Genomic DNA, 25711 nt, shown 5'->3' on the forward strand with positions numbered 1-25711 from the left:
TTCACCGACCGATCAGGGTGCGGAGCGCCGTCGCGATGCCATCTCCGGTCAGGCCGTAATGGCGGTAGAGATGGGTCGGGGGCGCGACGAGGGCATATTCGTCCGGCAGCGCGTGCCGGGCGAAGCGCACGGCAATGCCGCCTTCGGCCAGTATTTCGGCGACCGCGCCGCCCAGCCCGCCGTGCGGATTATGTTCCTCGACGGTCAGGATCGCTCCGGTCTCCCGCGCTGCGGCGCGGATCGCATCGGCGTCGATCGGCTTGATATAGGCGGCGTCGAGGACGCGAACCGAAAGCCGGGGCGCCGTATCGGCGAGAATGTCGGCGGCGTCGAGCGCGGCCTTCACCCCGATCCCCGTCGCGATGATCGTCGCATCCCGTCCATCACGCAATGTCCTGAAGCGGCCGTGGGTGAAGTCGGGCACGTCGTCGTAGACGGGCTTTTCCGCGCCGCGACCGATGCGGATATAGACCGGGCCGTCGATATCGATCGTGCTGCGGATCAACCCGCGGATCGCGTTTCCGTCGCACGCCGAGACCACTGTCATATGTCCCATGGCGCGGGTTATGGCGATGTCCTCCACCGCATGGTGCGACGTGCCGTAAAAGCCCATCGAGATGCCCGCATGGTGCGAAAGGATGCGGACTTTCTGACGGGTGTAGGCCAGGTCGGTCCGGACCTGCTCGGCACACAGAAGCGAGGCAAAGGAGGCGAAGGTCGAAACATAGGCGATATGACCCGACGCGGCGAGCCCCGCGGCGATCGACATCATATTCTGTTCGGCGATACCGGTATTGATGAAGCGGTCCGGAAAACGGCGCTGAAAGGAATCGAGGCCGTTCGACGACGCCAGGTCGGCCGTGAGCACGACAAGTTCGGGCCGCCTTTCCGCCAGTTCTTCGAGTTCGGCGCTCATCGTCAGCGCCGTCAGTTTCGGCATCGATGTCTGGATATTCCAGCTTGCCGGGTCGAGCGGCTTTTCGAGTTCGGCGATGGTCATGCGTCGAGCCTTTCCTGAATTTCGGCGACCGCCACCGCCTTGTCGGCGGGCCCCAGAAATCCGAGATGCCAATAGGGGGTGGTTTCCATGAACCCGACGCCCTTGCCCTTCTTGGTGCGGGCGACGATCATGTGCGGCCGGTCGCTTTGCTGGGCGCGGTCGAAGGCCGCGAGGACGGCCTGCATGTCGTGCCCGTCGATCTCGTTCGTCGACCAGCCGAAGCTCTCGAACTTCGCCGCGATCGGTTCGATGTTCATCACATCTTCCGTGTTGCCGTCGAGCCCCATGCCGTTCGCATCGACGATCCCGATCAGGTTCGACAGGCCGTAGTGCCCGGCAGCCATCGCAGCCTCCCAGACCTGACCCTCCGCCAGTTCGCCGTCGCCGATCATGACCCAGGTCAGGAAATCGCGCTGCTGCAGTCGCGCGGCCAGCGCCATGCCGACGCCGACGGACAGATTGTGACCGATCGACCCCGAGGAAAAATCGCAGCCCGGAACCTTGTTCATGTCGGGATGATCGCCGAGCGGCGAGCCGAGGCGGGTATAGGTGTCGAGCCAGTCCTCGGGAAAATAGCCCAGTTCGGCAAGGATCGGATATTGGCCGATCGCGGCATGGCCCTTGCCCAGCAGGAAGCGATCGCGATCCGGCCACCGCGGATCGGCCGGCTTGAGGCGCAGCGTGTGATAATAGAGCGCTGCGAACATTTCCGCGCAGGAAAAGACGCTCGAATAATGGCCGCTTTTGGCGATCTCGACGAGCCGGATCGTTTCCAGGCGAATCCAGTCGGCCTTTTTTTCGAGCATGCGGGGGTCCGCTGCCCGGTTACGGGGCAGGATGGCGTTGTCCATGATGAAATCCTTGGCTGGCGAAAGATCAGTCGGAGAATGCACCGGGCATCATGCCCACCGACTGGCCGCCATCGACGACGATCATCGCGCCGCTGGTGTAGGTGGCGATATCGCTGGCGAGGTAGAGCGCGGCGCCGACGATCTCGGGCGGATCGCCCGCGCGGCCGAGCGGGATCGACTTTTTCGCGTGGCGGGTAAAGGCTTCGGAACGCGACCAGGCCTTGCTCACGTCGGTGTGAAACGGACCGGGCGCGATGGCGTTGACGCGCACTGTGGGGCCATATTCCTGCGCGAAGGTGGTCGTGAAGATATTCACGCCCGATTTTGCGGCATCATAAGGTGCGGCGCCGAACTCGGGACGCAGCGAACCGGTCGACGAGATGTTGATGATGCACCCCCCGCCGCGCCTGACCATGTCCGCCCCGAACAGGCTGCAAAGTCGAAAGGGCCCTTTCATGTTGACCGATATGATCTTGTCGAACAGCTCTTCGCTCGTCTCGACCGAGGAGGGCGCGATCGGCGACATGCCGGCGTTGTTGATCAATATGTCGGCCCCGCCCCATTCGCGCTTCACCTCTTCGAACAGGCGGTCGCAGTCTTCCCAGCGTCCGGCATGCATCTGGTGAGCCGAGGCTTTTCCTCCGCGATCCCTGATCGATCGGGCGACCTCTTCGCAGGCGTCGAGCTTGCGGCTCGCGATCGCCACCGTCGCGCCCGCCTTGGCGAATCCCTCTACCATCGCGAGGCCGAGCCCGCGACTGCCGCCCGTCACGACGACCACCTTGCCGGTGAAATCAAATGTAGCGTTCATGTCCGAAAGTCACTCCCGTTTCGCATGTCGGAAAAAGGCAATCGCCTTGCGCGGAGGGCCGGTCAGGCCGTCTGGTAGCGGATCGGCAATGATTTCAGGCCGCCCACGAAAATGGCTTTGGTATATTTGGGGGGGGCGGCGGGCTCGATCGCGTCGAGATTCGCAAGCAGTTCTTCGAGCAGAATGCGGATTTCCAGCTTTGCCAGATGCTGGCCGAGGCAGACGTGGGCACCATAGCCGAAGGCGACATGCTTGTTCGGCGACCGGCCGGGCTGGAACTGCTGCGGATTTTCGAAAATCTCCTCGTCCCGATTGCCCGAAGGATAGCAGAGCATCAGCCAGTCGCCCTTGCGGATCAGCTGTCCGCGCAATTCATAATCCTCGGTGGCGCTGCGCATGAAATGGCGGACCGGCGTCGTCCATCGCAACGCTTCGTCGATCAGCGCCGGAATGCGCGACGGATCTTCCTTGAGTTCGCGGAACAGCTCGGGCGACCGCGACAGGGCCCAGAGCGCCGTGGCCGAAGTCGACGAGGTGGTGTCGTGGCCGGCCGTCGCCACCGTGACGTAATAGCTCAGGGCCTCGATCTCGGGGACCGGCTGTCCATCGATCTGCGCATTGGCGATGATCGACAGGACGTCGTCGCGCGGATTGACTTTGCGATCCTCGTGGAAGGGGCGAAGGAAGGCATTGAAATCCCGGAAGACATTGTCCGATCCGAGGGAGAAGGTATCGTCGCCTTCGCGCCCCAGTTCCTCATCGGCGACCGAGAAGACCTCCTGCGTGAGACGAAGCACGCGGGAATAATGCTCGTCCGGGATGCCGAGGATGTTCATGATCACCTCGAGCGGATAATGCACGGCGATGTCGGAGACGAAATCGCATGTCCCGCCGGCGGCCCGCATGCGTTCGACGGTCTTTTTCGCGATGGCGCGAATCTCTTCTTCGCGCTTCCTGACGCTGCCCGGCTGGAACCATGCCTGGGTGAGCATTCGATACCGGCCGTGTTCGGGCGGGTCCATATAGACGATGCTACGGTGGACCTTCTCGGCGTCTTCGCCGCCTCCCGCGAGCTTTTGATACTCCTCTTCGGGCATCAGAACGGCGGACAGGTCGCCGCTGTGAAAAAGGCTGTTCTGCCGGCTGATCTCCATGATGTCCTGATATTTGGAGACGACCCAGAAGGGACGAAAACCAGGGACGTCCGCAATGGCGAGCGGATATTGCGCGCGGATCGTCGCCAGCAGCTCGTGCAAGCCCGCCTCGTCCGCCCAGACAGCGGGGTCGGTCAACCGGCTCGCCATGTCTGCCGGCAATTGCGGCGCATTGCCTTGCTCTTGGGGCTGCGTGACCAGATTTTGCGCCGACATCTCCCAACTCCTTTTCCTGTCGTGACGATTGGCGCCGCCTCGTTCCGTCATGGCGAATCTCTTTTGCGGCGCCGCCTATCCTTTACACCTTACACGTGTAAGTAACAATAGGCTATGCGAAGTTTCCGCAGATTTTAAGCGAGGTTTCCGGATTGCTATCCGGCGACGTCGGCCTGCAGCCCGGCGCGCACGAAATTCAGGACATGTTCGGTGTAGCGCTGGCGCATTTCGTCGCTCACTTCGGAGGCGTGAAGGCCCAGGCGATGCACATAGGAAGCCGTGAACATATAGTCGCAAGCGCCCGTGAGCGTGAAATAGCTGAATGTCGGGTCGACGTCGCGAAACTCGCCGGATTCGACGCCTTGCTGGATGATCGCGCGCTGGGCGATCAGGAGTGGTTCGACGCTGCTGGTGTAGACGTGTTTCGCGATCTCTTCGTCGGTCCCGTTGATCAGATAGGCGACCAGCTCGTTCATATAGGGATAGCGGTAATGGGTGTTGATCAGGCCGCTCAGATGCCGCTTGAGCTTTTCCCATGGCGTAATCGGCGCGTCGATCAGCGCCCGCAGGTTACGGATGGGCAGGTTCACGATGCGGTCCAGCAGCGCGACGAGCATGCCGTTCTTGCTTTTGAAATAATAGCGCACGAGTCCCGTATTGAGGCCGGAGCGTTCGGAGATGTCGGCGATCGCCACATCGAGCCCGCGGCGTTCGATCATCAGCGAATGCAGCGCGTCGAGCAGGGCTTCGGGCGAGCTTTGCGCCCCTTTTGCGCGCGTGGCGCGCGTCGTTTTCTTCATTGCCAGATCGGCCATCCCGTCAAAATCCCCATGCTTTGCCCGTGCAAGTGAGCTTGCTCCATCCTGTCTGGCATTTTGCCTAACTCGACTCAAGTTGTCTTGACAATCATTTTTACATACACAAGTAAGTTATTAATGTCGAACCCGAGTCGGGATATCGATGCGATAAGGCAAATGGGAGGGTTGGGAGATGAACACGCGTTTTTCGGGATGGTCCAGGGCCGCCGCCGTATCGTTGGTCGCCATTGCGGCGATGTCAGCCGGGGGTGCCGCCCACGCGCAGGACGCGGCAGCGCAGAAGGAGAGCGCGTCGGGCGGTGCGCCGGGCGTCGGCGAAATCATCGTGACGGCGCAGCGCCGCGAGGAGTCGGTCAACAAGGTCCCCATCTCGATCACGGCGCTGTCGGGTGATCAGTTGCGCGACATGAATATCCGCGATGTCGCGGACCTGACGCGCGTGGTCCCCGGTTTCACCGAGGCCAAGTCGGCGGGCGGCACGCCGATCTATACGATCCGCGGCATCGGCTTCAACACCGACTCCATGTCGGCGACATCGCCGGTCGGCATCTATGTCGACGAGGTTGCCTACGCCTATCCGTACATGAGCACCAATATCCTCTTCGACATGGAGCGGGTCGAGGTTCTGAAGGGGCCGCAGGGGACGCTCTATGGCCGCAACACGACGGGCGGGCTCGTCAATTTTGTGCCGGCGAAGCCGAGCGACACGTTCGAAGCGGGCGTGGCGGTCGAGGCGGGCAATTTCCTGGCCTATGACGCGACCGCCTATGTCACCGGGCCGCTTGCCGAGGGGCTGAGCGCGCGCTTGGCGCTTCGCGTTAATGGCCGGGCCGATGAATGGCAGCGCAGCGTCACCCGCGACGATGAACTCGGCAAGGCCGCGCAGCAGGCGGGGCGAGCGATTCTGGCGTGGGACGGGGGTGGCGTGAAGCTCACGCTGACCGGCAGCTTCTGGCGCGACCGATCGGATACGCAGGCCCCACAGGCGATCGCCTATGACCCGCAGCAGCCCGCGTTCGGCAACCCGCTGGGGTCGGCGTCCGTGATCACGGGCAAGTCGAACCGCGATGCCGACTGGACGCCGCTCGACTATCCCGGCCCGTTTGCCAACGGATATGAGCGCCCGCCTTACCGCGTCAGCGCGAATTTCCAGGCCTTGTCGGGCCGCGCCGAATTCGATCTCGACGACAATCACCAGTTCATCTCTTTGACCGGCTTCAACCATGTCGATCGCGAGCAGATGACCGACAAGGGCGGCACCCAGCTCGAAACGGCCGGCCGCTATGCCATCGGCAAGATCAATTCCTTCTCGCAGGAGTTCCGGATAACCGGACAGGACGGCCCCGCGACCTGGCTCGTCGGCGCCTATTATGGCGTGGACAAGGTCCAGGACGAGCTGGTCGGGTTCGACACCGACATGTCGATCATCGGCTTGCTGCGCTCCGTGGCCGCCAGCGTGCCCAGCAGCTATACGCCCGACGAGATCGCGGGCGGTTTCCGTGCCTATCGGGCGCTCATCGCGATCCGCGACAAGACCTTCGGCGTCTTCGGCAATGTCGATCTGGAACTGAGCGACCAGTTCAAGCTGATCGTCGGCGCGCGCTACACGAAGGAAAAGCAGCGGTTCGAAGGATGCTCGGCCGATTTCATGGGCAATACGGCGCCCATCTGGAACACCGCGCTTGCAGCGATCACGGGGACCAATGTCAATCTGCAGCCGGACCAATGCCTGACCTACAAGGATGATTTCAGCGGATCGTCGGGACTGGTCACCATTCCGCTGAACGAGGATAATTTCTCCTTCAAGGGCACGCTCAACTGGACGCCGCAGCCGGGCACTCTGTTCTACGCGTCTTTCTCGCGCGGCTACAAGGCGGGGGCGTTCCCGTTCAGCTCCGCCAATGTCGAGCAGCAACTGCTTCCCGCGAAGCAGGAAGAGGTGCTCGCCTATGAAGTCGGCACCAAGCTTTCGCTCGCCGATCGCAAGCTGCAGCTCAACATGGCCGGCTATTATTACGACTATCGCGACAAGCAGCTTTCGGCGCGTGTCTTCGACCCGGTGTTCGGGACCTTGCAGCGGCTGGTCAATATCCCGAAATCGGTCGTCTATGGCTTCGAAGCCGATCTGACCGGGCGGGTGGCCGAAGGACTGACCTTCCGCCTCTCTGGCAATTATCTGCATACCGAGGTCAAGGATTTCACGGCCTTCACGCTGGCCGGAACACCCGCCAATTTCGACGGCGAAGCCTTCCAGCTCTCGCCCAAATGGATGGGTACGGCCTCGGTCGACTATGAGACGCCCGTATCCGATGCGCTGGGCGCGGGCTTCTCGGTCGGCGTGAACTATCAGTCGGGTTCGAAGGGGCAACTCGAATCGAATCCGTTGCTCGCGATCAACGCGCGCGCGCTCGTCGATGCGTCGATTTTCCTCTTCGGCAACGACAGCGACTGGAAGGTGTCGCTGTGGGGCAAGAATCTGCTCGACAAATATTATTGGACCAACACCGACAGCGAACAGGACAGCTATATCCGCTTCACCGGAATGCCGCGCACCTTCGGCATTTCCTTCTCGACAAAATTCCGGTGACCGGCCCAGATCGAGGCAGGTGCCGCAATCATGAAGAGGTATGACCGATGAAGTGCAAGGCTGCGATCGCGCGTGAGGATGTTGCCGAATTCGGCTGGAGCGAGGTCGAACTGGACGAACCGCGCGCCGACGAGATTCTCGTCCGCATTGCGGGCGTCGGCCTGTGCCACACCGACCTCATCGCCCGCGACCAGTTCATCCCGGTCGGATCGCCAGCGGTGCTGGGGCACGAGGGCGCGGGCGAAGTGGTCAAGGTCGGGTCCGCCGTGACGAAAGTGGGGCCCGGCGACCGCGTTGCCCTCAGCTTCCGTTCGTGCGGGGCGTGCCGCAGTTGCGCCGATCACATGCCGAGTTATTGCCAGCATTTCGGCGGTCTCAACATGAGCGGCGCGCGTCCCGACGGCAGCAAGGCGGTGCGGCTCGACGGTCAGCCGATCTCGTCCAACTTCTTCGGCCAATCCTCCTTTGCCGAATATGCGCTCGCCTATGAAAGCAATGTCGTGCGTATCGACGACGACGAGGTTCCGCTTGAACTGCTGGGGCCGCTCGGCTGCGGTATCCAGACCGGGGCGGGGGGCGTGATGCGTTTGCTTGCCTGCCCCGCGGGCTCGTCGCTGCTCGTCGTCGGCGGGGGATCGGTGGGGCTGGCGGCGGTGATGGGTGGCGCGGTGCAGCGGTGCGGCACGATCATCGTGGTCGAGCCGCATGCCGCGCGCCGCGATCTCGCGCTCGAACTCGGCGCGACGCATGCGATCGATCCGATCGGCAACGACGTGGCGGCTGCGGTGCGGGATATCCTTCCCGATGGGGTCGATTATGCCTTCGATACCACCGGCCGGCCGGACTCGTTCGCCGCCGTGCTGGCATCGCTCGCCGTGCGCGGTCATTTCGGCATGGTCTCGGCGCAGGCGGCGGACACGACGATCACACTGGACGTCAACAGCTTTATCCTGGCGGGCCATCATGTCCAGGGTATCATCGAAGGCGACAGCGATCCCGACGTCTTCATTCCCGAACTGATCGCGCACTACAAGGCCGGGCGCTTTCCATACGACCGGCTGGTGACGACCTATCCGCTGGCGGACATCAACCGCGCGATCGAAGACCAGCATGCGGGGCGCTGCATCAAGGCGGTCCTCATTCCCGATCACGGCAAGGGGGAAGCCAATGACTGAACCGGGCGCTTTCGCCATGACCATCGGCGGCCGTCCGGTTGCCGGCACCGCATGGTTCGATGTCCTCAATCCCGCGACCGAGGAGGTCGTCGGCCGCGCACCCGATTGCAGCCGCGCTCAACTCGACGAAGCGGTCGAGGCGGCGCGGGGGGCGTTTCCGGCTTGGCGGGCGACGCCGCTTGCCGAACGGCAGCGGCTGGTGGCGAGGATCGGCGAGGTGATCCGCGAGCTGGCGGGCGACCTGAAATACCTCCTCACGGCCGAACAGGGCAAGCCGCACGCGGCCGCAGAGGCCGATCTGCTCGACGGCGCGCGTTGGTGCGAAGCGGTGTCGACGCTGTCGCCGCCGTTGATCGTCAACGAGGATGACGCGGAACGACGGTCCGAAACGCATTTCGTGCCGATCGGCGTAGTCGGCGGAATCGCGCCGTGGAACTTCCCGATCGCGCTGGCGATGTGGAAGGTCGCACCGGCACTGGTCGCCGGGAACACGATGGTGCTGAAACCGTCGCCCTTCACGCCGCTGACGACGCTTCGCATCGGTGAGGCGTTGCAGGCGGTACTGCCGCCGGGCGTGCTCAACATCGTGACGGGGCAGGACGAACTGGGCCCGTGGATGACCGCGCATCCGGGTATCGACAAGATCAGCTTTACGGGCTCGACCCAGACAGGCCGCAAGGTGATGGCGTCGGCGGCCGCCACGCTGAAACGTGTGACGCTTGAGCTTGGCGGCAACGATGCCGCGATCGTCCTGCCCGATGTCGATGTCCGCGACACCGCCGAGAAGCTGTTCTGGGCGGCTTTCTTCAACGCCGGGCAAATCTGCATCGCGACCAAGCGCGTCTATATCCATGCGGATATCTATGACGAACTGCTCGACGCCTTGACCGCCTATGCCGCGACGGTGAAGGTCGGGAACGGCGCGCATCAGGGCGTCGACCTCGGGCCGATCCAGAACCGGCTGCAATATCGGCGGGTCGTCGATCTGATAGAAGACGCCCGGCAGCAAGGCTATGCGCTGCGCACGGCGGGCGAAGTGCCGGACGGGCCCGGCTACTTCGTTCCGATCACCTTCGTCGACAATCCGCCGGATGACGCCCGGATCGTCGCGGAAGAGCAGTTCGGTCCCGTTCTGCCGCTGATGAAATTCGACTCGGTCGACGAAGCCGTCGCGCGTGCCAATGCGTCGGACTATGGTCTGGCGGGATCGGTCTGGTCGAAGGACGAGCAAGCCGCGCTCGCCATTGCAGGGCGGCTAGAGACCGGGACGGTCTGGATCAACGAGGTGCTCCATGTGACGCCTTTCGCTTCCTTCGGCGGACATAAGCAGTCGGGCATGGGGGTCGAAAATGGCATCGACGGCATGCTTGAATATACCAATCCGCAGACGATCGTCCTGCGCAAGGCCGGCGGGCGCGGAGCGTGAGCGACGATATCCGTTATGAGGTGAAGGGCAGGGTGGCGATCGTCCGCCTGAACCGGCCCGACAAGCTGAATGCCTTCACCTATGACATGCTGGCGGCCTTTCGGGATCGGATCGACGAGGCGGTACGGGACAGTGCGATTACCGCGATCGTCGTCACCGGAACGGGGCGTGCTTTCTGCGCCGGAATCGACGTGAGCCTCCTCGAACAGAGCGTGACCGAGGGGCGTGAGAGCGAGGGCCGCGATCATATCCGCGATGGCGACCTTCCGGCGCTGTTCAGTTTCCTGCTGCGCGTTCCCAAGCCGGTAATCGCAGCGGTCAACGGAGTGGCAGCCGGTGGCGGTTTCGTGCTCGCCATGATGTGCGACATGCGCGTCGTCGCCGACGATGCCTATCTGGCGACGATCTTTTCGCGGCGCGGCCTGATCGCCGAACATGCGATGAGCTGGATATTGCCTCGCCAGATCGGCACCAGCCGCGCGCTCGACCTGCTGTGGAGCTCGCGCAAGGTGGGCGCTCGCGAAGCGCTGGCGATCGGGCTCGCCGATCGTATCTCCAACCCCGAAGCGCTGCTCGACGATGTTGCGGCTTATGTGGAGGAACTCGCCGCCAGCGTATCTCCGCGCGCGATGGCGGTCATCAAGCGGCAGGTCTATGCCCATTGGTCGGCCGCCCTGCGCGAGGCCTCGATCGAGTGCGAATGGCAGATGAACGAAGCACTCGCCCATTCCGACGCCGAAGAGGGCGCGCGCAGTTTCGTCGAACGCCGCGAGCCGCGTTTCGGGTCGCTGGAGGTGCGGTTGCCATGAGCGATTATCGCACGATCCTCTTCGATCGCCGGGATGCGGTCGCGCAGATACAATTCAATCGGCCCCATGCCCGCAACAGCCTGACCGACGAAACCTCCGCCGAATTCGCCGACGCGGTTGAGCGGACATCTCGGGACGCTTCGATCCGGGTTTTGCTGATCCGCGGCAACGGCAAGGATTTCTGTCCGGGTGCCGATGTGAAGGCTTATCATGGCGATCCCGATGTTCAGGCGGGGCATGATGATGCCAGGCCCGAAGATTTCCGATCGAGCATTCTGCTCCATGAAATGCCCGCCGTCACGGTCGCCGCGATCCGGGGCGGATGCGCCGGGGCGGGGTTCGGATATGCGTGTGCGTGCGATATTCGCGTCGCCGACCGCAGCGCTCGTTTCAACACGGCGTTCCTCGATGTCGGGGTTGCGGGCGACATGGGCGTTCCCTGGTCGCTTCCCCGACTGATCGGCGCGGCGCGCGCGCGCGATCTGTCCTTTCTGCCGCGCAAGTTCGACGCCGCAGAGGCCCATGCGATCGGACTGCTGGCCAGGCTCTTCCCCGACGAAGTTTTCGAGGCCGAAGTCGAAGCTCTCCTTGCACGGCTCTGCGGAATGGCGCCGCTGGCGCTCCGGGGATTGAAGGCCAATTATCTCGCCGCCGAGAGAATGGATTTCGCGGATTATGTCGCGCTGGAGACGGAGCGCCATCTGGAACTGTTCGACAGCGAAGACAGGGCGGAGGCTTTCGCCGCCTTTGCCGAGAAGCGCCCCGGCAGGTTTCAGGGACGATGACGCCGGTCGCCGACAATGGCCGCGCGGACTATCGGCTGCGACAGGTCGCCTTCGCGTCGACCGATCTCGAGCCGGTGGCGGACGATTTCGAAGCCGTGTTTGGACTGAAAATCGCCTTCCGGGACCCCGAGATCATCCACTATGGCCTCAAGAATATCGTGATGCCGGCGGGCTCCGATTTCATCGAGGTGGTCCAGCCCGTTCAGTCGAACACCTCGGCCGGCCGCTATCTGGCGAAACGCGGTGAAGATGGCGGCTATATGGTCATCGTGCAGGCGGCCGACGCGCTGGCGCATCGCGCGCGTCTTCAAGCGGCGGGGGTCGAGATCGTCGATGTCATGGATGTCGAGGACCACCAATGTTCGCATATCCATCCGCGCGAGTTCGGGGGCATATTGGCGTCGATCGATTCCACGCCGATCGCTCCGGACTGGCGCGATGCCGATAGCCACTGGTATCCGGCGGGCGGCGCGAACTGGCCTGCGGCGCGCACCGCGGACGTTCAGGGTATCGCCGCCGTCGCGATCCAGTCGGCCGATCCCGTCGACACGGCGGGCCGCTGGTCGCATGTCCTCGCGGCGCCGCTCCGTGACGAGCCGCCGCGGATCGAGTTGCTGCGCGGTGCCGAGATTCGTTTCGTGACCCCGACCGACCGGCATGGACGGGGTATCGCCTATACCGCGCTTGCGATGCGCGAGCCGGGCCTCGCGATCGAGCGTGCCCGAAGCCGCGGGCTGCCGGTCGAGGACGGTGCCGTCCTGATTTGCGGCGCGCGTTTCCTGCCTGTGCCGATGATCGGGGAGTTGGGCTGACATGCATCCGTTCGTTCATGCCCGCGCGACGCCCGACAAGCCCGCCTATATCATGGCCGGTTCGGGCGAGGCGGTGAGCTATGCCGAACTGGAAGCGGCAGCCAACCGTGCAGCGCATCTTTTCCGCCGCCACGGCCTTCGCCGCGGCGACAATGTCGCGCTGCTGATGGAAAACAGCGTGCATTATTATCCCATCTTCTGGGCGGCGCAGCGTGCGGGTCTCTATCTTACCGGGATTTCGACCAGGCTGACGGCGGGCGAGGCCGAATATATCGTTCGCAATGCCGGGGCAAAGCTTCTGGTCACGTCCGCGGCGCTGAAGGCGGTCGCGCTTCCGCTGGCCGATCGGCTGGCGGACATCGCGCTCTATATGGCCGGCGGGATCGAGTCGCCCTTTCGGTCGTGGGAAGATGCCGTCGCGGCGATGCCTTCGGAGCCGGTGGCCGACGAATCGCCGGGCGCGCTGATGCTCTATTCGTCGGGAACGACGGGACAGCCGAAGGGCGTCAAGCATCCCTTGCCGACCGGCCCGATCGACGAGCCCAATTACCTCGTCGAATTGATGCTCACGCTCTACGGCGGTTCGCGCGACATGGTCTATCTGTCGCCGGCCCCGCTCTATCATGCCGCGCCGCTGTCCTGGTCGACGATCGTCCATCGTCTGGGCGGCACGGTGATCCTGATGGAGCGTTTCGACGAGGAGCGGGCGCTCGAATTGATCGACCGCTATCGCGTGACGCATTCGCAATGGGTGCCGACCCATTTCTCGCGGATGCTGAAGCTGCCGGAAGCTGTTCGGGCGCGATACGATATGTCGTCGATGGTCACGGCCATTCACGCCGCGGCGCCCTGCCCGGTTCCGGTCAAGGAAGCGATGATCGCGTGGTGGGGGCCGATCATCCACGAATATTATGGCGGCACCGAATCCTGTGGAACGACCCATTTGTCGACCGAGGAATGGCTTGTGAAGAAAGGCTCGGTCGGCCGCGCGCGGCTCTGTGAGGTCCATATCTGCAACGATGAAGGCGAACCACTGCCAGCAGGCAAAGAAGGACTTGTCTATTTCGCGGGCGGCAACGATTTCGAATATCATCTCGATCCGGAAAAAACGGCGGCAAGCCGCAACAGGCTGGGCTGGAAGACGCTCGGCGACATCGGGCGGCTCGACGAAGACGGCTATCTTTTCCTGACCGACCGCAAAAGCTTCACCATCATTTCGGGGGGCGTGAACATCTATCCGCAGGAGATCGAGAATCTGCTCGTCACGCACCCGAAGGTGGCGGATGCGGCGGTGATCGGCGCACCCGACGAAGATATGGGGGAGCGCGTGGTCGCGGTGGTGCAGCCGCTCGATCCCGCCGACGGCGGCGAAGCGCTCGCTGAGGAACTGAAGCTGTTTTGCCGCGCGAGCCTCAGTGGGCTCAAGGTGCCGCGGCAAATCGATTTTCGGGACGAACTGCCGCGCCAGCCTACCGGAAAACTCTACAAGCGCCTGCTTCGCGACGAATATCGGCAACGCGCCGACCAGGCGGCGACGGCAGGGACGTAGCAGATGATGTCGGACTCTTTTCTCAGCCATGCCGGAGCCGATCGGGACGCGAGCCGTCTGGTGGATCTTGCGCGTCTGGAACAATGGCTCGACGATGCCGGCGTCGGATCGGGGCCGCTGGAAAATGTCGTGCCTCTGGCGGGGGGAACCCAGAATATCCTGCTGGCGTTCGACCGCGAGGGCGAGCGTTATGTTCTTCGCCGACCGCCGTTGTTTCCCCAATATGACGGAAATGCCACGATCCGGCGCGAGGCGCGCTTTCTGACCGCGTTGCGCGGCAGCGATGTTCCGCACCCGCCGATCGTCGCCGATTGCCCCGATCACGACGTGCTGGGCGCATCCTTTTTCGTGATGAAGCGGATCGACGGCTTCAACGCGCATGACCGTCTGCCGCCCCTTCATGCCGAAAGCGCGCGCATCCAGCGCGCGATGGGCTTCGCGCTCATCGACGGCATCGTGGCGCTCGGCCGTATCGATCCCTTTGCGGTGGGCCTCGGCGATATCGGTCGGATCGACGGCTATCTCGATCGCCAGGTGCCGCGCTGGCTGAAGCAACTCGACGACTATCGGCAGTATGAAGGATGGCCGGGTGCGAGCGGTCTGCCGGGCGTCCAGACGGTCGCCGACTGGCTCACGGCCCACAAGCCGGAGGGTTTCACGCCTGGCATCGTGCATGGCGACTATCATCTCTCCAACGTCATGTTTCGCCCCGATGGCCCCGAACTGGCGGCCATCGTCGATTGGGAACTCGCGAGCATTGGAGATCCGCTGGTCGATCTCGGCTGGGTGGTGGCGACCTGGCCCGGTGCCGAAGGCCCGGTTCCGGGCACGGTCGGCGCGCATCCGTGGATCGGTTTTCCAACGGCCCAGGAACTGGTCGAGCATTATGGACGCAACAGTCCACGCGATCTGTCGCACATCCGCTGGTACGCGGTGCTTGGATGTTTCCGGCTCGGAATATTGGTCGAGGGAACGCATGCGCGGTCGTTTGCGGGCAAAGCCGATCCTGCCATTGGCGATCGCCTTCATGCGCAGGCGGCTTTCCTTTTCGATCGCGCATCGAAACTGATCGCGGGTAACCCTCCGCTTTCCACTATCGATTGAGCAAAGGCCGCCGAAGGGCAAAACTCACGATATATTTACTTACTCATATATGTAACATGGAGGTAGATTTGGGCTGGGACTTTGAAACCGATCCTGATTTTCAGGCGGAACTCGACTGGATGGCGGCGTTCTTGCGCGAAAAGGTGGAGCCGCTCGACCATGTACTCGACAATCCCTATGATGTGACCAACCCGCGAAACATCAGGTTGGTCCGTCCGCTGCAACAGCAGGTGAGGGATCGCGGACTGTGGGCCTGCCACCTGGGGCCCGAACTCGGCGGCAAGGGTTTCGGGCAGGTCAAGCTCGCGCTGATGAACGAGATATTGGGCCGGTCGAAATTCGGATCGGTAGTCTTCGGATGCCAGGCTCCGGACACCGGCAACGCGGAAATCCTCGCGCATTACGGCACACCCGAGCAGAAGGACCGCTTCCTGAAACCGCTCCTCGAGAATGAGATCGTCTCCTGCTTCTCGATCACCGAGCCGCAGGGGGGCGCCGATCCGACGCTGTTCACGACGAAAGCGGTCGAAACGGACGGTGAATGGGTAATCGACGGCGAAAAATGGTTCGCCTCGAACGCAAGCTGCGCCGCCTTCTTCATCGTCATGGCGGTCACCGATCCCGACGCACCGCGCCACGAGCGGATGTCGATGTTCATCATTCCTGCGGGAACGCCCGGCCTGGAGATCGTCCGTGACGTCGGCCATGTCGGCGAGAAGGTTCCGATGCATGCCTATCTGCGCTTCAATGGCGTCAGGGTTCCGGCCGGGAACATGCTCGGGAAGCGCGGACAGGCGTTTGCGGTCGCGCAGACGCGGCTGGGCGGAGGCCGGATCCATCATGCGATGCGGACGCTCGGCGAGGCGCGCAAGGCGTTCGAAATGATGTGCGAACGTGTCGTGTCGCGGCGGACGCGCGACGGTCTGCTCGCCGAAAAACAGACCGTGCAGGAGAAGATCGCCGATAGCTGGACCGAACTCGAGCAGTTCCGCCTGCTCGTCCTGCGCACCGCGTGGCTGATCGACAAATATCAGGACTATCGGATGGTGCGGAAGGATATCGCCGCCGTGAAAGCGGCAATGCCGCGCGTGCTGCACGATGTTGCGAGCCGGGCGCTGCATTTGCACGGCTCGCTTGGCGTGAGCCATGAAATGCCCTTCATGGACCAGATCGCCATGTCCTATGTCCTCGGGCTCGCCGACGGACCGACGGAAGTGCACAAGGTCACGGTCGCGCGGCAGATTCTGCGCGACGTCGTGCCGTCGACGGACCTGTTTCCCGCCTATCACATCCCGCGGCTGGAAGCGGAGGCGCGTGCGCTGGTGGGGGAGGTCTGATGGCGCAGGTCGCGACGATCGTCACGCTCGATATCCTGCCCGACAAGGACGCGGAGTTCCGATCGATTATCGAAGCGATGATTGCGGACGTCCGGGCGAACGAGCCCGACACCTTGCTCTATTGCCTGACGCGCGACGCCGAGGGCGGCCGCTACCGCATGCTCGAAATCTATGCGTCCGCGGATGCCGCCGTGGCGCATGGCAAGCGCGAGACGATCCGCGCGCGAGCGCGGCTCATTGGCCCATGCCTTGCCACGCCCGTCACGATCGAGAAACTGGAAGGCATATTATGATCGCAAATTATCACTATGCCGCGGCGGGGAAAGGCTGATGCGCGCGGTTGTCCTCCGAAACGGCGAACTCATCGTCGCCGAGCAACCCGAACCGGCTCCGGGTGAAGGTCAGGTGCTCGTGCGGACCCGCACCTGCGGGATCTGCGGCACCGATCTGCACGCACGCCATCATCTGGCCAATTTCCTGGATGGGATGACGCGCTCGGGCTCTCACCTGCCGACCGATCCCAGGGCGGATGTCGTGTTCGGGCATGAGTTTTGCGGGGAGATACTGGATCATGGTCCGAACACGGACCAGCGGCTCGCGCCGGGGACGCTGGTGGTCGGCCTGCCCTATATAACCGGACCTGCCGGCGCGGAATATGTCGGCTATTCCAACCGCTTCCCCGGCGGGTTTGCAGAGCGGATGGTATTGACGGAACGTCTGCTGTTTCCCGTCGGCAACGGATTGTCGGCCGATCACGCCGCGCTGACCGAACCCTTCGCGATCGGCGAGCATGCCGTGGCGCGTGCGCGCGTCCCCGAAGATGCCCGTATCATGGTCGTCGGCTGCGGTCCCATCGGTCTTGCCGTGATCGCGGCGCTCAAGGCTCGCGGGCTGGGCCCGGTGATCGCCATCGACTTTTCACCGGCGCGGCGCCGCTTCGCGGAGGCGATGGGGGCGGACATCGTTGTCGATGCTGCTGACGAGACGCAGGCGTCCGTCTGGGCGCGGATCGGCAACAGGAAGCAGCGCGCGGTTGCGTTCGAATGTGTCGGCAGGCCGGGCGTCGTACAGCATATCATCGAAGAGTTGCCGCGTAACGGATTTGTCGTCGTCGTCGGCAACGTCCTGGAACCGAGCTCGATCGATCAGGTGATCGCCTTCAACAAGGAAATCGATATCTGCTTTGCGCAGAATTACACCTCGGGCGAATTCCGCTCCACGCTCGACAATATCGCCGAGGGTCGGATCGACGTGACACCCGTCCTGACCGGAATCGTGCCGCCCGAAGGGGTCGCAGCTGGTTTCGATGCGCTCGCGGATCCCGAGAAACATGCCAAGATCATCGTGAGCTTTGACGTGCCGGCGCCTGACATTTCGGGTCACATATCCGCTTGAGCGAGCGTTATCGATGCATTTTGAGGTATTGATTGTGGGCGGCGGTCACGGCGGTGCGCAGGTTGCGGTGATGCTGCGGACGCAGAAGTTTGCGGGGAGCATTGCGATTGTCGGCGACGAGCCGGAGCTTCCCTATGAGCGCCCGCCCTTGTCGAAGGAATATTTCGCGGGCGAGAAGGAATTCGAGCGCATCCAGCTGCGTCCGGCCAGATATTGGGACGAGCGCGACGTGACGATGCTGCTCGGCACGCGCGTCGTCAGCGTCGACCCGGCGGCGCACACCGTCACGACCGACGGCGGCGAGACGATCGGTTACGGCAAGCTCGTCTGGGCGACGGGGGGCGCGCCGCGCATGCTGCCGATCCCGGGCGGCGACCTGCCGGGAGTGCAGGGGGTGCGCACCCGCGCCGATGCCGATGCGATGAAGGCGGCGTCGGAGACGGCGAGGCAGATCGTGGTGATCGGCGGCGGCTATATCGGGCTCGAGGCGGCGGCGGTGCTGACCAAGGCGGGCAAGAAGGTCGTGCTGCTCGAGGCGCAGGACCGGGTGCTCGCGCGTGTCGCGGGCGAGGCGCTGTCGCGCTTCTACGAAAAGGAGCATCGCGAGCATGGGGTGGACCTCCGGCTCGGCGTCTGCGTCGAGGCGATCGAGGGCGAGGCGCATGTCACCGGCGTTCGCCTGTCGGACGGCGAGGTCATCCCCGCCGACCTCGTCATCGTCGGCATCGGCATCGTCCCGGCGGTCGAGCCGCTGCTCGCGGCGGGTGCCGAGGGTGGTAACGGCGTGCTCGTCGACCGCCATTGCAAGACGAGCCTTCCCGACATCTACGCGATCGGCGACTGCGCGGCGCACGAAAACCCCTTTGCCGAAGGCGCGGTGATCCGGCTCGAATCGGTGCAGAACGCCAATGACCAGGCCAATGTCGTCGCCAAGGGCATTTGCGGCGACGAGGCGCCCTATCATGCGATCCCGTGGTTCTGGTCGAACCAGTACGACCTCAAGCTCCAGACCGCGGGCCTGTCGACCGGGCACGACCGGGCGGTTCTGCGCGGCGACCCCGCGACGCGCAGCTTCTCGGTCGTCTATCTGAAGCAGGGCAGGGTGATCGCGATCGACTGCGTCAATGCGACTAAGGACTATGTCCAGGGCCGCATGATCGTCACCGCGGGGCTGCTGGCAACCCCCGGGCAGCTCGCCGACACCCGAATACCGCTCAAGGAACTCCTCGCACCCTGACGCTCACACAGCCCCAGGCGGCGCATCGCCCAGCGCCTGCTTCAGCGTCGTCCTGATGCCGCGAAGCAGACGGCGCAGCACCACGATGACAATCACCGCCGCAACCGCCAGAAGCACCGCAATCCCCATGGCAAGCGGAGGTAGCAACGCTCTTCGTCAGCTTTACAGCATCCTTGACCACTAGCTGACTGGCTGCAGACGGCCAACTGCAGTCGATGCTGGTTCGTAAGCACCTGGAATATGTGTGAAATATCGTCGCGTCCCTACAGGCTAAACGCCAACCGGCATCGAAAGGTGGGCCAGAAGGTGGACTAAAATACCCGATACTATGCCAGGCTAGTAAAAACACGCCATAATCTGGCGATAATGGTGCGGTCGAGAAGACTCGAACTTCCACGGCCTTTCGGCCACAACGACCTCAACGTTGCGCGTCTACCAGTTCCGCCACGACCGCACATCATGTTGGGCCGGACGGGTCCGGCACCGGGTAGGAGCGGGCGCCTAGCAAAGCTTTCGGGGGGATGCAAGCGAGCTTCGCCGCTTTTGTTCCGCGCGTCCCGCATCGCCCGGCGCGCGCCGTTTCGCCGCGCGGCGGAGCGCCTGTCATCGAAGCGACTCCGAAGCGTCATCCCTCTGTCATCGCTCTACCGTCAGACCGTCATCGAATCACCCTAGTGGCGGCGTCACCGGGGGCGAGACGGCGGTGCCTCTCCTCGTTCGCCGGTGATTTTTCAGCAGCGTCCAGGCGGCGCACACCGGGAACGGAGATTTTCATGGCGGCATTCGCACGCATTCGTTTGGTCATGCTCAGCGGCGTGGCCTGTTCCATCCTTGCCGCCTGCGGGGCCGACGGCGTCGCCTCGCCGGGTGAGGGCACGATCGTCATTCCGGCGCCGACGCCCACGCCGACCCCCACCCCCACGCCGACCCCGACGCCGGGCACCGTCACCCCCGCCGCCAACTGCCCGACCATCGCGGGCAGCGACCAGCTCAGCGACCTCGGCACGATCAGCGGCCCGCAGGGCACCTGGCGCAACTGCGGCTTCCCCGCGCGCTTCAACGCGACGACCGCGATTCCCAAGGTGCCGGGCGTCATCTATTCGCTGCCGGGCCGCGTCGATGTCGGCAAGGACGAGGGGCCGTCGGGCACCAACACGGTCGTCACGCTGACGATCGACCCCGGCGTCGTCATCTTCGGCGCGACCGGCGTGTCGTGGCTCGCGGTCAACCGCGGCAACAAGATCGACGCGGTCGGCACCCCGACCCAGCCGATCATCTTCACCGGCCGCGGCAACGTCGTCGGCTCGGCCGACGACAGCACCTCGCAGCTGTGGGGCGGCGTCGTGCTGCTGGGCCGCGCGCCGGTCACCGACTGCTTCGCGCCGGGGCCGGGCGTCGTCGAGGGGACCGACAGCTGCTACCGCGAGACCGAAGGTGCCAGCGGCGCCCATTACGGCGGGTCGAACAAGGCCGACAGCTCGGGCCGCATGTCCTATGTCCAGCTCCGCTATTCGGGCTTCACCCTCGCGCCCGACAAGGAGCTTCAGGCGCTGACCCCCTCGGGCGTGGGTTCGGGCACGCAGCTCGACCATATCCAGAGCCACAACAGCTCCGACGACGGTATCGAGGTGTTCGGCGGCAATGTGAACATGAAGCACCTCGTCATCACCGGCGCCGAGGACGACAGCCTCGACACCGATGTCGGCTATCAGGGCAACATCCAATATGTGATCGCGGTCCAGCGCGCCGGCGGCACGATCGGCGACTCGATCATGGAGATCGATTCGGACGGCAACGAGAATGCGTCGCCGCGCCAGCGCGTGACGATATCCAACTTCACCTTCATCCACCGCAACAATGCGGCGGGGAACGGCGCCGCGATCCGTATCCGCGGCGGGGCCGATTATAATTTCGTCAACGGCCTGATCGTCGCGCCGGGGTTCCGCTGCCTGCGCATCGACAGCACGACGACGACGCAGGCCGCCAATCCCGCGCTCGACGAAGCCGGCCCGCCGCGCTTCGAATCGGTCTCGATGCAGTGCAACGGCACGCCGTTCCGCGGCGGCGGAAGCCCCGCCGTCACCGATGCGGAGGTGCGGGCGATCTTCGAACTGGGGGCGGAGAACCGGTCGACCTATGTGCCGACGCTGGCCGACCTGTTCGTCAACGGCGCGACCGAGACCGGCTTCAAGCCGTTCGATGCCAGGACGCTGAACGCCTTCTTCGACACCACGGCCTATGTCGGCGCCGTCCGCGACGCCAGCGACACCTGGTATCAGGGCTGGACGTGCAACTCGGCCACCGCCTCCTTCGGGTCGGCGAGCGGCGCCTGCACCGCGATCCCGACGACCTGATCCGACGCGACCCGATCGGGGGAGCGGGCGGGCGCTGCACCGGCCCGCTCCCCCTTCTGCCTTATTCTTGGGGACACTCCACATGACCAAGCGGCCGATCTTCGCCAGCCTGCTTCTCCTCAGCTCCGCGCTCGTCGCGCCGGCCGCCCTCGCCCAGCAGGAGCCGGCCGCCGAAGGCGCGGCGCCCGCCGGCGAACGCCCGGCGTCCGACGAGGCGCAGGGCGACGTCTCGATCCCCGGCGGCGGCGGGCAGGAGATCGTCGTCACCGGCCGCTTCACCCCCAACGTCGTCCGCGCGACGCCGGAGGTCGTGTCGGTGCTCTCCTCGGCCGACATTGCGCGCACCGGCGAAGGCGACATCTCGGGCTCGCTTCAGCGCGTGACCGGCCTTTCGGTCGTCGGCGGCGGCTTCGTCTATGTCCGCGGGCTGGGCGACCGCTATTCGCTGGCCTTGCTCAACGGATCGCCGCTGCCGAGCCCCGAACCGCTGAAGCGCGTCGTGCCGCTCGACATCTTTCCGTCCAACGTGATCGATTCGACGCTGGTCCAGAAAAGCTATTCGGCGAACTTTCCCGGCGAGTTCGGCGGCGGGGTGATCAACCTGACGACCAAGGCGACCCCGCGCGAACCCTTCCTGACCCTGTCGGGCGGCATCGGCTGGGACAGCGAGACGACCAACCAGCTCGGCTATACCTATTATGGCAGCGACACCGACTGGACGGGGTTCGACGACGGCACCCGCGACGTGCCGCCGCTGTTCGCCGCCGCGCTGGCCAGCGGCAAGCCGGTCCTCGAGGGCGCCGATTTCAGCCGGGACGAATTGAAGGCGATGGCGATGCAGCTGTCGAACGCGCCGACGACGCTCCTCCAGCAGAACGACCATATCCCGGTCAACTGGTCGGCGGGGCTCACCGGCGGCACGACGATCGCGCTTCCGGGCGGCGAACTGGGCATCATCGCGACCGCCGGGATCAGCAACAAGTGGCGCACCCGCGACACGCTGCAGCAGACCTCGGTCGAGCGCGACCTGTCGGGCGATCCGCAGTCGAGCTATAACCGCGTCGTCACCGACAATCGCGTCGTCGTGAACGGCCTGCTCGGCTTCGGGCTGGAACTCGGCGATCACAAGCTGCGTTGGACCAGCCTCTATATCCGCGACACGCTGAAGCAGGCCCGGCTCGCGCTCGGCACCGACCGCAACCAGTCCGACCGCGACATCATGAAGCAGGACACCGCCTGGTACGAACGACAGCTGATCAACACCCAGTTCGTCGGCGAGTTCAAGTTCGACCGGCTGTCGCTCGACCTGCGCGGCGCCTACGCCAATTCGCAGCGCGAGGCGCCCTATGAGCGCAGCTTCACCTATGTCCGCACCAACCTGCCCCCCGAACAGGACCCGGTCGGCGGCAAGTTCGTCAACGACCTCGGCGGCAGCCGAGGCGACGCGTCGATCGCCTTTTCGGACCTGAACGAGGATCTGTGGTCGGGCGGCGTCGACCTGTCCTACGAAATCGCGCCGCGCGTCAGCGCGACGGTCGGCTATGCCTACAGCGACACGCACCGCGTCGCGACGCGCCGGTCCTTCCTGTTCCGCGCCTCGAACCTGCCGCTGGCGGTACAGCAGCTCCGCCCCGACTATCTGCTCTCCGACGCGACGATCCAGCTCTATGACATCACGATGATCGAAACCTCGGCGCAGGACGGCACAGCGGCCTTCGATGCCAAGCTGCGCACCCACGCGGGTTATGCCCAGCTTCAGGCCGAGATCGTGCCGGGGGTCAACGTCAATGCGGGCGTCCGCTATGAACAGGCGAAGCAGACGGTCGCGCCGGTCGACCTGTTCGGCAGCGGCTCGTCGGCGATCGTGGCGACCGACCTCGACCGCGATTACTGGCTGCCGGCGGTGACGCTGACCTGGGAACTGGCGCCCGATATGCAGCTTCGCGCGAGCGGGTCCAAGACGATCGCGCGCCCGCAGTTCCGCGAACTGGTGGCGCAGGTCTATCAGGACCCCGAATCGAACCGCTTGTACCGCGGCAACCCGTCGCTCACCGACAGCGAGCTGTGGAATGCCGAGGCGCGCTACGAATGGTATTTCGGGCGCGATCAGCGGCTGTCGGTCGCCGGCTTCTACAAGGCGATCGATAATCCGATCGAGGCCTATACCTCGATCTCGGATTCGTCGATCAACACCAGCTACGCCAACGCGCCCAAGGCGACGCTCTATGGCGCCGAGGTCGAGCTTCAGAAATATGTGCCGCTGGACAATATGTCGGATGGGGCCTTCTGGGCCAGCCGCCGGCTCGTGCTGATCGGCAACTACACCTACACGCAGTCGAAGATAAAGGTCGGCGCGGGCGACACCACCGTCATCGATGGGAACCGGCAGGACGCGGCCAATTATTTCTTCGACGGCGCGCCGCTGACCGGCCAGTCCGACCATCTGGTCAACGTCCAGATCGGGCTGGAGGACACCGACCGGCTGTCGCAGCAGACGTTGCTGCTGACCTATGCCAGCCCGCGCGTCACCAGCCGCGGTCCGTCGGGGCAGCCCGACCTGCTCGAAAAACCGGGCGTCTCGCTCGATTTCATCGCGCGGCAGGGCCTGATGCTGCTCGGCAAGGAGATCGAACTGAAGTTCGAGGCCCGCAACCTGACCGGCCGCACCTACAAGGAGGTGCAGGAATCGGGGAGCAACCGCATCTATTTCAACCGCTACAAGCTCGGCCGCACCTTCTCGCTGAGCGCGTCGCTCAAATTCTAGACTCCGTCCTGCGGGGATTTAGGGTTCGGCACAGCTTTTCCCATTCGTCACCCTGAACTTGTTTGGCAATTATCCCTTTTCGACAGGTGACTGTTCCCCGGCGAATGCCGGGGTCCAGATGGCGCAGCGCTACCACGCATGGACCCCGGCTTTCGCCGGGGAACAGCTCCCTACTTGCGTGAAGGGTATATACCCCGACTTGTTTCAGAGCCTGCCCCGGACCCGATCCAGGGGTCCATGGTCTGCCCTCGACTGAACGACGGCGCAAAAGGGAAGGTCCGGCCATGGATGCTGAAACAAGTTCAGCATGACGAACGGATGGGGCAGCACGCCGAACCCCGAATCCCACAGGCCGTAGATTCCGATGACTTCGGATCGACCCCCTTTTTGCGTCATTGCGAGCGGAGCGAAGCAATCCAGGGCGGTTACCGCCTGCTCTGGATTGCCGCGCGGCTGCGCCGCTCGCGGGTAACGGTCCCTTGACGGCATCATGCCATAGCAATGCGACTGCCTTGCTCTTCACGGAAGGGCATTCACCCTCGGACTCGCTCCACTGACAAAAAACTGTAATCTTCCCGTCAACTGATTGTCACCGATCGGCCCTAGGGCGATTCGCGTGCCGCAGATTCAGCCTCGGGGGGACAAAGGGATTTCATGGCGATGGTGATGCCCGGATCGGCCTTGCGGCTGCCGCGCGCGTTTCCCGCGTGGCTGCGCGGCAGCCGGCGTTCGCCGCGCGCGCTGGCGCCGACGCTGCTCGTCGGCCTGCTCGGCGCGCTGCTCGTGCTGCAGGCCGTGCGCCTGCTGTGGGCGCTGATCGTGCCGCTGGCGCCGCTCGGCGCGTGGCAGCCGCAGACCGCGGCGATCGCGTCGCCCGCCGAACGGCGCGCGCTGTTCGCGGGCTTCGATCCCTTCTTCCGCACCGCGGCGCAGGGACCGGCGAGCGCGACCGTCACCGCGCTCGGGCTGACCCTCCACGGCGTCAATATCAACGAGGCGACCGGCGGCGGCTCGGCGATCATCGCGGGCGAGGACGGCGTGCAGGCGAGCTATGCGGTCGGCGACGAGATCGCACCGGGGGTGACGCTCGCGGGCGTCGCCTTCGACCATGTCGTGCTCGACCGCGGCGGTGCGCGCGAAAGTCTCTTCCTCGACCAGAGCGGCGAGGCGCCGGTCGCCAATCCCGCATCATCGCTTCCCGCGCCGACCCCTGAGCCTGCGGCTCCCGCCACCGGCGGCGAACTCTCGCCCGCCGCGCTGAAGGCGGGGGTCGCCTTCGCGCCGCGCAGCGAGGGTGGGCGCGTCACCGGCCTCGTCGTTCAGCCGCAGGGTGACGGCACCGCCTTCCGCGCCGCGGGCTTGCGCCCCGGCGACGTCATCCGGTCGGTCGGCGGCCGGCCGATCGCATCCGCGGGCGACGCCGCCGCGCTCGCGGGCCAGCTCACGCCGGGCGCGCGCCTGTCGCTCGAGGTCGAGCGCGGCGCGAGCGTCGTCCCCATCGCCCTCTTCCTGTCAAAGCCGTAGGTT

At 64.6% G+C, this 25711-nt stretch carries 21 protein-coding genes and 1 tRNA gene; 16 read left to right on the top strand and 6 right to left on the bottom strand.

Features of this window, described 5'->3' with window-relative positions:
* Nucleotide 1 precedes the first annotated feature (1 nt).
* From C3E99_RS02385 to C3E99_RS02405, 5 genes are all read right to left on the bottom strand, one after another.
* Nucleotides 2-1000, bottom strand: a complete 999-nt coding sequence (locus C3E99_RS02385; RefSeq protein WP_076074233.1) for a transketolase family protein — start codon at nt 998-1000, stop codon at nt 2-4.
* On the bottom strand, nt 997-1851 hold the full coding sequence (locus C3E99_RS02390) for a transketolase (protein WP_199775056.1): 855 nt from the start codon (nt 1849-1851) through the stop codon (nt 997-999). The genes C3E99_RS02385 and C3E99_RS02390 overlap by 4 nt, the downstream gene beginning before the upstream one ends.
* A 25-nt stretch (nt 1852-1876) precedes the next feature.
* A complete protein-coding gene (locus tag C3E99_RS02395; protein ID WP_076074236.1) occupies nt 1877-2662 on the bottom strand; it encodes an SDR family NAD(P)-dependent oxidoreductase in 786 nt (261 codons plus the stop codon).
* 62 nt (nt 2663-2724) lie between these two features.
* Nucleotides 2725-4083: a cytochrome P450 gene (locus C3E99_RS02400; protein WP_234002566.1), complete on the bottom strand. Its 1359-nt coding sequence runs from the start codon at nt 4081-4083 to the stop codon at nt 2725-2727.
* A gap of 104 nt (nt 4084-4187) precedes the next feature.
* Nucleotides 4188-4847, bottom strand: coding sequence for a TetR family transcriptional regulator (locus C3E99_RS02405; protein WP_067108281.1), 660 nt, complete (start codon nt 4845-4847; stop codon nt 4188-4190).
* Nucleotides 4848-5022: 175 nt separating this feature from the next.
* On the opposite strand from C3E99_RS02405, the gene C3E99_RS02410 reads away from it, so the two are divergent.
* The 12 genes from C3E99_RS02410 to C3E99_RS02465 all read left to right on the top strand — a co-directional run bounded on the left by C3E99_RS02410 (nt 5023) and on the right by C3E99_RS02465 (nt 19066).
* Entirely contained in the window at nt 5023-7437 is a 2415-nt protein-coding gene (locus C3E99_RS02410) for a TonB-dependent receptor (protein ID WP_076074238.1), read from the top strand.
* Between the two features lie 47 nt (nt 7438-7484).
* Complete coding sequence (locus C3E99_RS02415) at nt 7485-8612, top strand: NAD(P)-dependent alcohol dehydrogenase (protein WP_076074241.1); 1128 nt, start codon at nt 7485-7487, stop codon at nt 8610-8612.
* Nucleotides 8605-10038 (top strand): aldehyde dehydrogenase family protein, encoded by a 1434-nt coding sequence (locus C3E99_RS02420; RefSeq protein ID WP_076074243.1) that lies wholly within the window; start codon nt 8605-8607, stop codon nt 10036-10038. The genes C3E99_RS02415 and C3E99_RS02420 overlap by 8 nt, the downstream gene beginning before the upstream one ends.
* Complete coding sequence (locus tag C3E99_RS20060; RefSeq protein WP_076074246.1) at nt 10035-10847, top strand: enoyl-CoA hydratase-related protein; 813 nt, start codon at nt 10035-10037, stop codon at nt 10845-10847. Before C3E99_RS02420 ends, C3E99_RS20060 begins: the two co-directional genes overlap by 4 nt.
* Nucleotides 10844-11632 (top strand): enoyl-CoA hydratase/isomerase family protein, encoded by a 789-nt coding sequence (locus C3E99_RS02430; protein ID WP_067108291.1) that lies wholly within the window; start codon nt 10844-10846, stop codon nt 11630-11632. Before C3E99_RS20060 ends, C3E99_RS02430 begins: the two co-directional genes overlap by 4 nt.
* Nucleotides 11629-12444 carry a VOC family protein gene (locus C3E99_RS02435; protein WP_076074248.1) on the top strand — a complete coding sequence of 272 codons (816 nt, stop codon included), beginning with the start codon at nt 11629-11631 and terminating at the stop codon, nt 12442-12444. Before C3E99_RS02430 ends, C3E99_RS02435 begins: the two co-directional genes overlap by 4 nt.
* Nucleotide 12445: 1 nt before the next feature.
* Complete coding sequence (locus C3E99_RS02440; RefSeq protein ID WP_104959346.1) at nt 12446-13993, top strand: acyl-CoA synthetase; 1548 nt, start codon at nt 12446-12448, stop codon at nt 13991-13993.
* 60 nt (nt 13994-14053) lie between these two features.
* Nucleotides 14054-15097, top strand: a complete 1044-nt coding sequence (locus tag C3E99_RS02445) for a phosphotransferase family protein (protein WP_234002567.1) — start codon at nt 14054-14056, stop codon at nt 15095-15097.
* Between the two features lie 68 nt (nt 15098-15165).
* Nucleotides 15166-16434, top strand: a complete 1269-nt coding sequence (locus C3E99_RS02450; protein ID WP_076074253.1) for an acyl-CoA dehydrogenase family protein — start codon at nt 15166-15168, stop codon at nt 16432-16434.
* Complete coding sequence (locus C3E99_RS02455) at nt 16434-16727, top strand: putative quinol monooxygenase (RefSeq protein WP_067108298.1); 294 nt, start codon at nt 16434-16436, stop codon at nt 16725-16727. Before C3E99_RS02450 ends, C3E99_RS02455 begins: the two co-directional genes overlap by 1 nt.
* Before the next feature lie 37 nt (nt 16728-16764).
* Complete coding sequence (locus C3E99_RS02460; protein WP_067108300.1) at nt 16765-17829, top strand: zinc-binding dehydrogenase; 1065 nt, start codon at nt 16765-16767, stop codon at nt 17827-17829.
* A gap of 13 nt (nt 17830-17842) precedes the next feature.
* Nucleotides 17843-19066 (top strand): NAD(P)/FAD-dependent oxidoreductase, encoded by a 1224-nt coding sequence (locus tag C3E99_RS02465; protein ID WP_104959348.1) that lies wholly within the window; start codon nt 17843-17845, stop codon nt 19064-19066.
* 367 nt (nt 19067-19433) lie between these two features.
* On the opposite strand, the gene C3E99_RS02470 is transcribed toward C3E99_RS02465, so the two are convergent.
* Nucleotides 19434-19520 (bottom strand) — tRNA-Leu (locus C3E99_RS02470).
* 319 nt (nt 19521-19839) lie between these two features.
* On the opposite strand from C3E99_RS02470, the gene C3E99_RS02475 reads away from it, so the two are divergent.
* From C3E99_RS02475 to C3E99_RS02485, 4 genes are all read left to right on the top strand, one after another.
* Complete coding sequence (locus C3E99_RS02475; protein WP_067113713.1) at nt 19840-21420, top strand: hypothetical protein; 1581 nt, start codon at nt 19840-19842, stop codon at nt 21418-21420.
* An 82-nt stretch (nt 21421-21502) separates the two neighbouring features.
* Entirely contained in the window at nt 21503-24184 is a 2682-nt protein-coding gene (locus C3E99_RS02480) for a TonB-dependent receptor domain-containing protein (RefSeq protein WP_104959349.1), read from the top strand.
* Nucleotides 24185-24472: 288 nt separating this feature from the next.
* Nucleotides 24473-24667, top strand: coding sequence for a hypothetical protein (locus C3E99_RS19600; RefSeq protein WP_158682067.1), 195 nt, complete (start codon nt 24473-24475; stop codon nt 24665-24667).
* Nucleotides 24668-24838: 171 nt separating this feature from the next.
* Nucleotides 24839-25708 carry a type II secretion system protein N gene (locus tag C3E99_RS02485; protein ID WP_083675015.1) on the top strand — a complete coding sequence of 290 codons (870 nt, stop codon included), beginning with the start codon at nt 24839-24841 and terminating at the stop codon, nt 25706-25708.
* The last annotated feature ends 3 nt before the right edge of the window (nt 25709-25711 follow it).

Source organism: Sphingopyxis sp. MG (assembly GCF_002953155.1).
GTDB lineage: Bacteria > Pseudomonadota > Alphaproteobacteria > Sphingomonadales > Sphingomonadaceae > Sphingopyxis > Sphingopyxis granuli.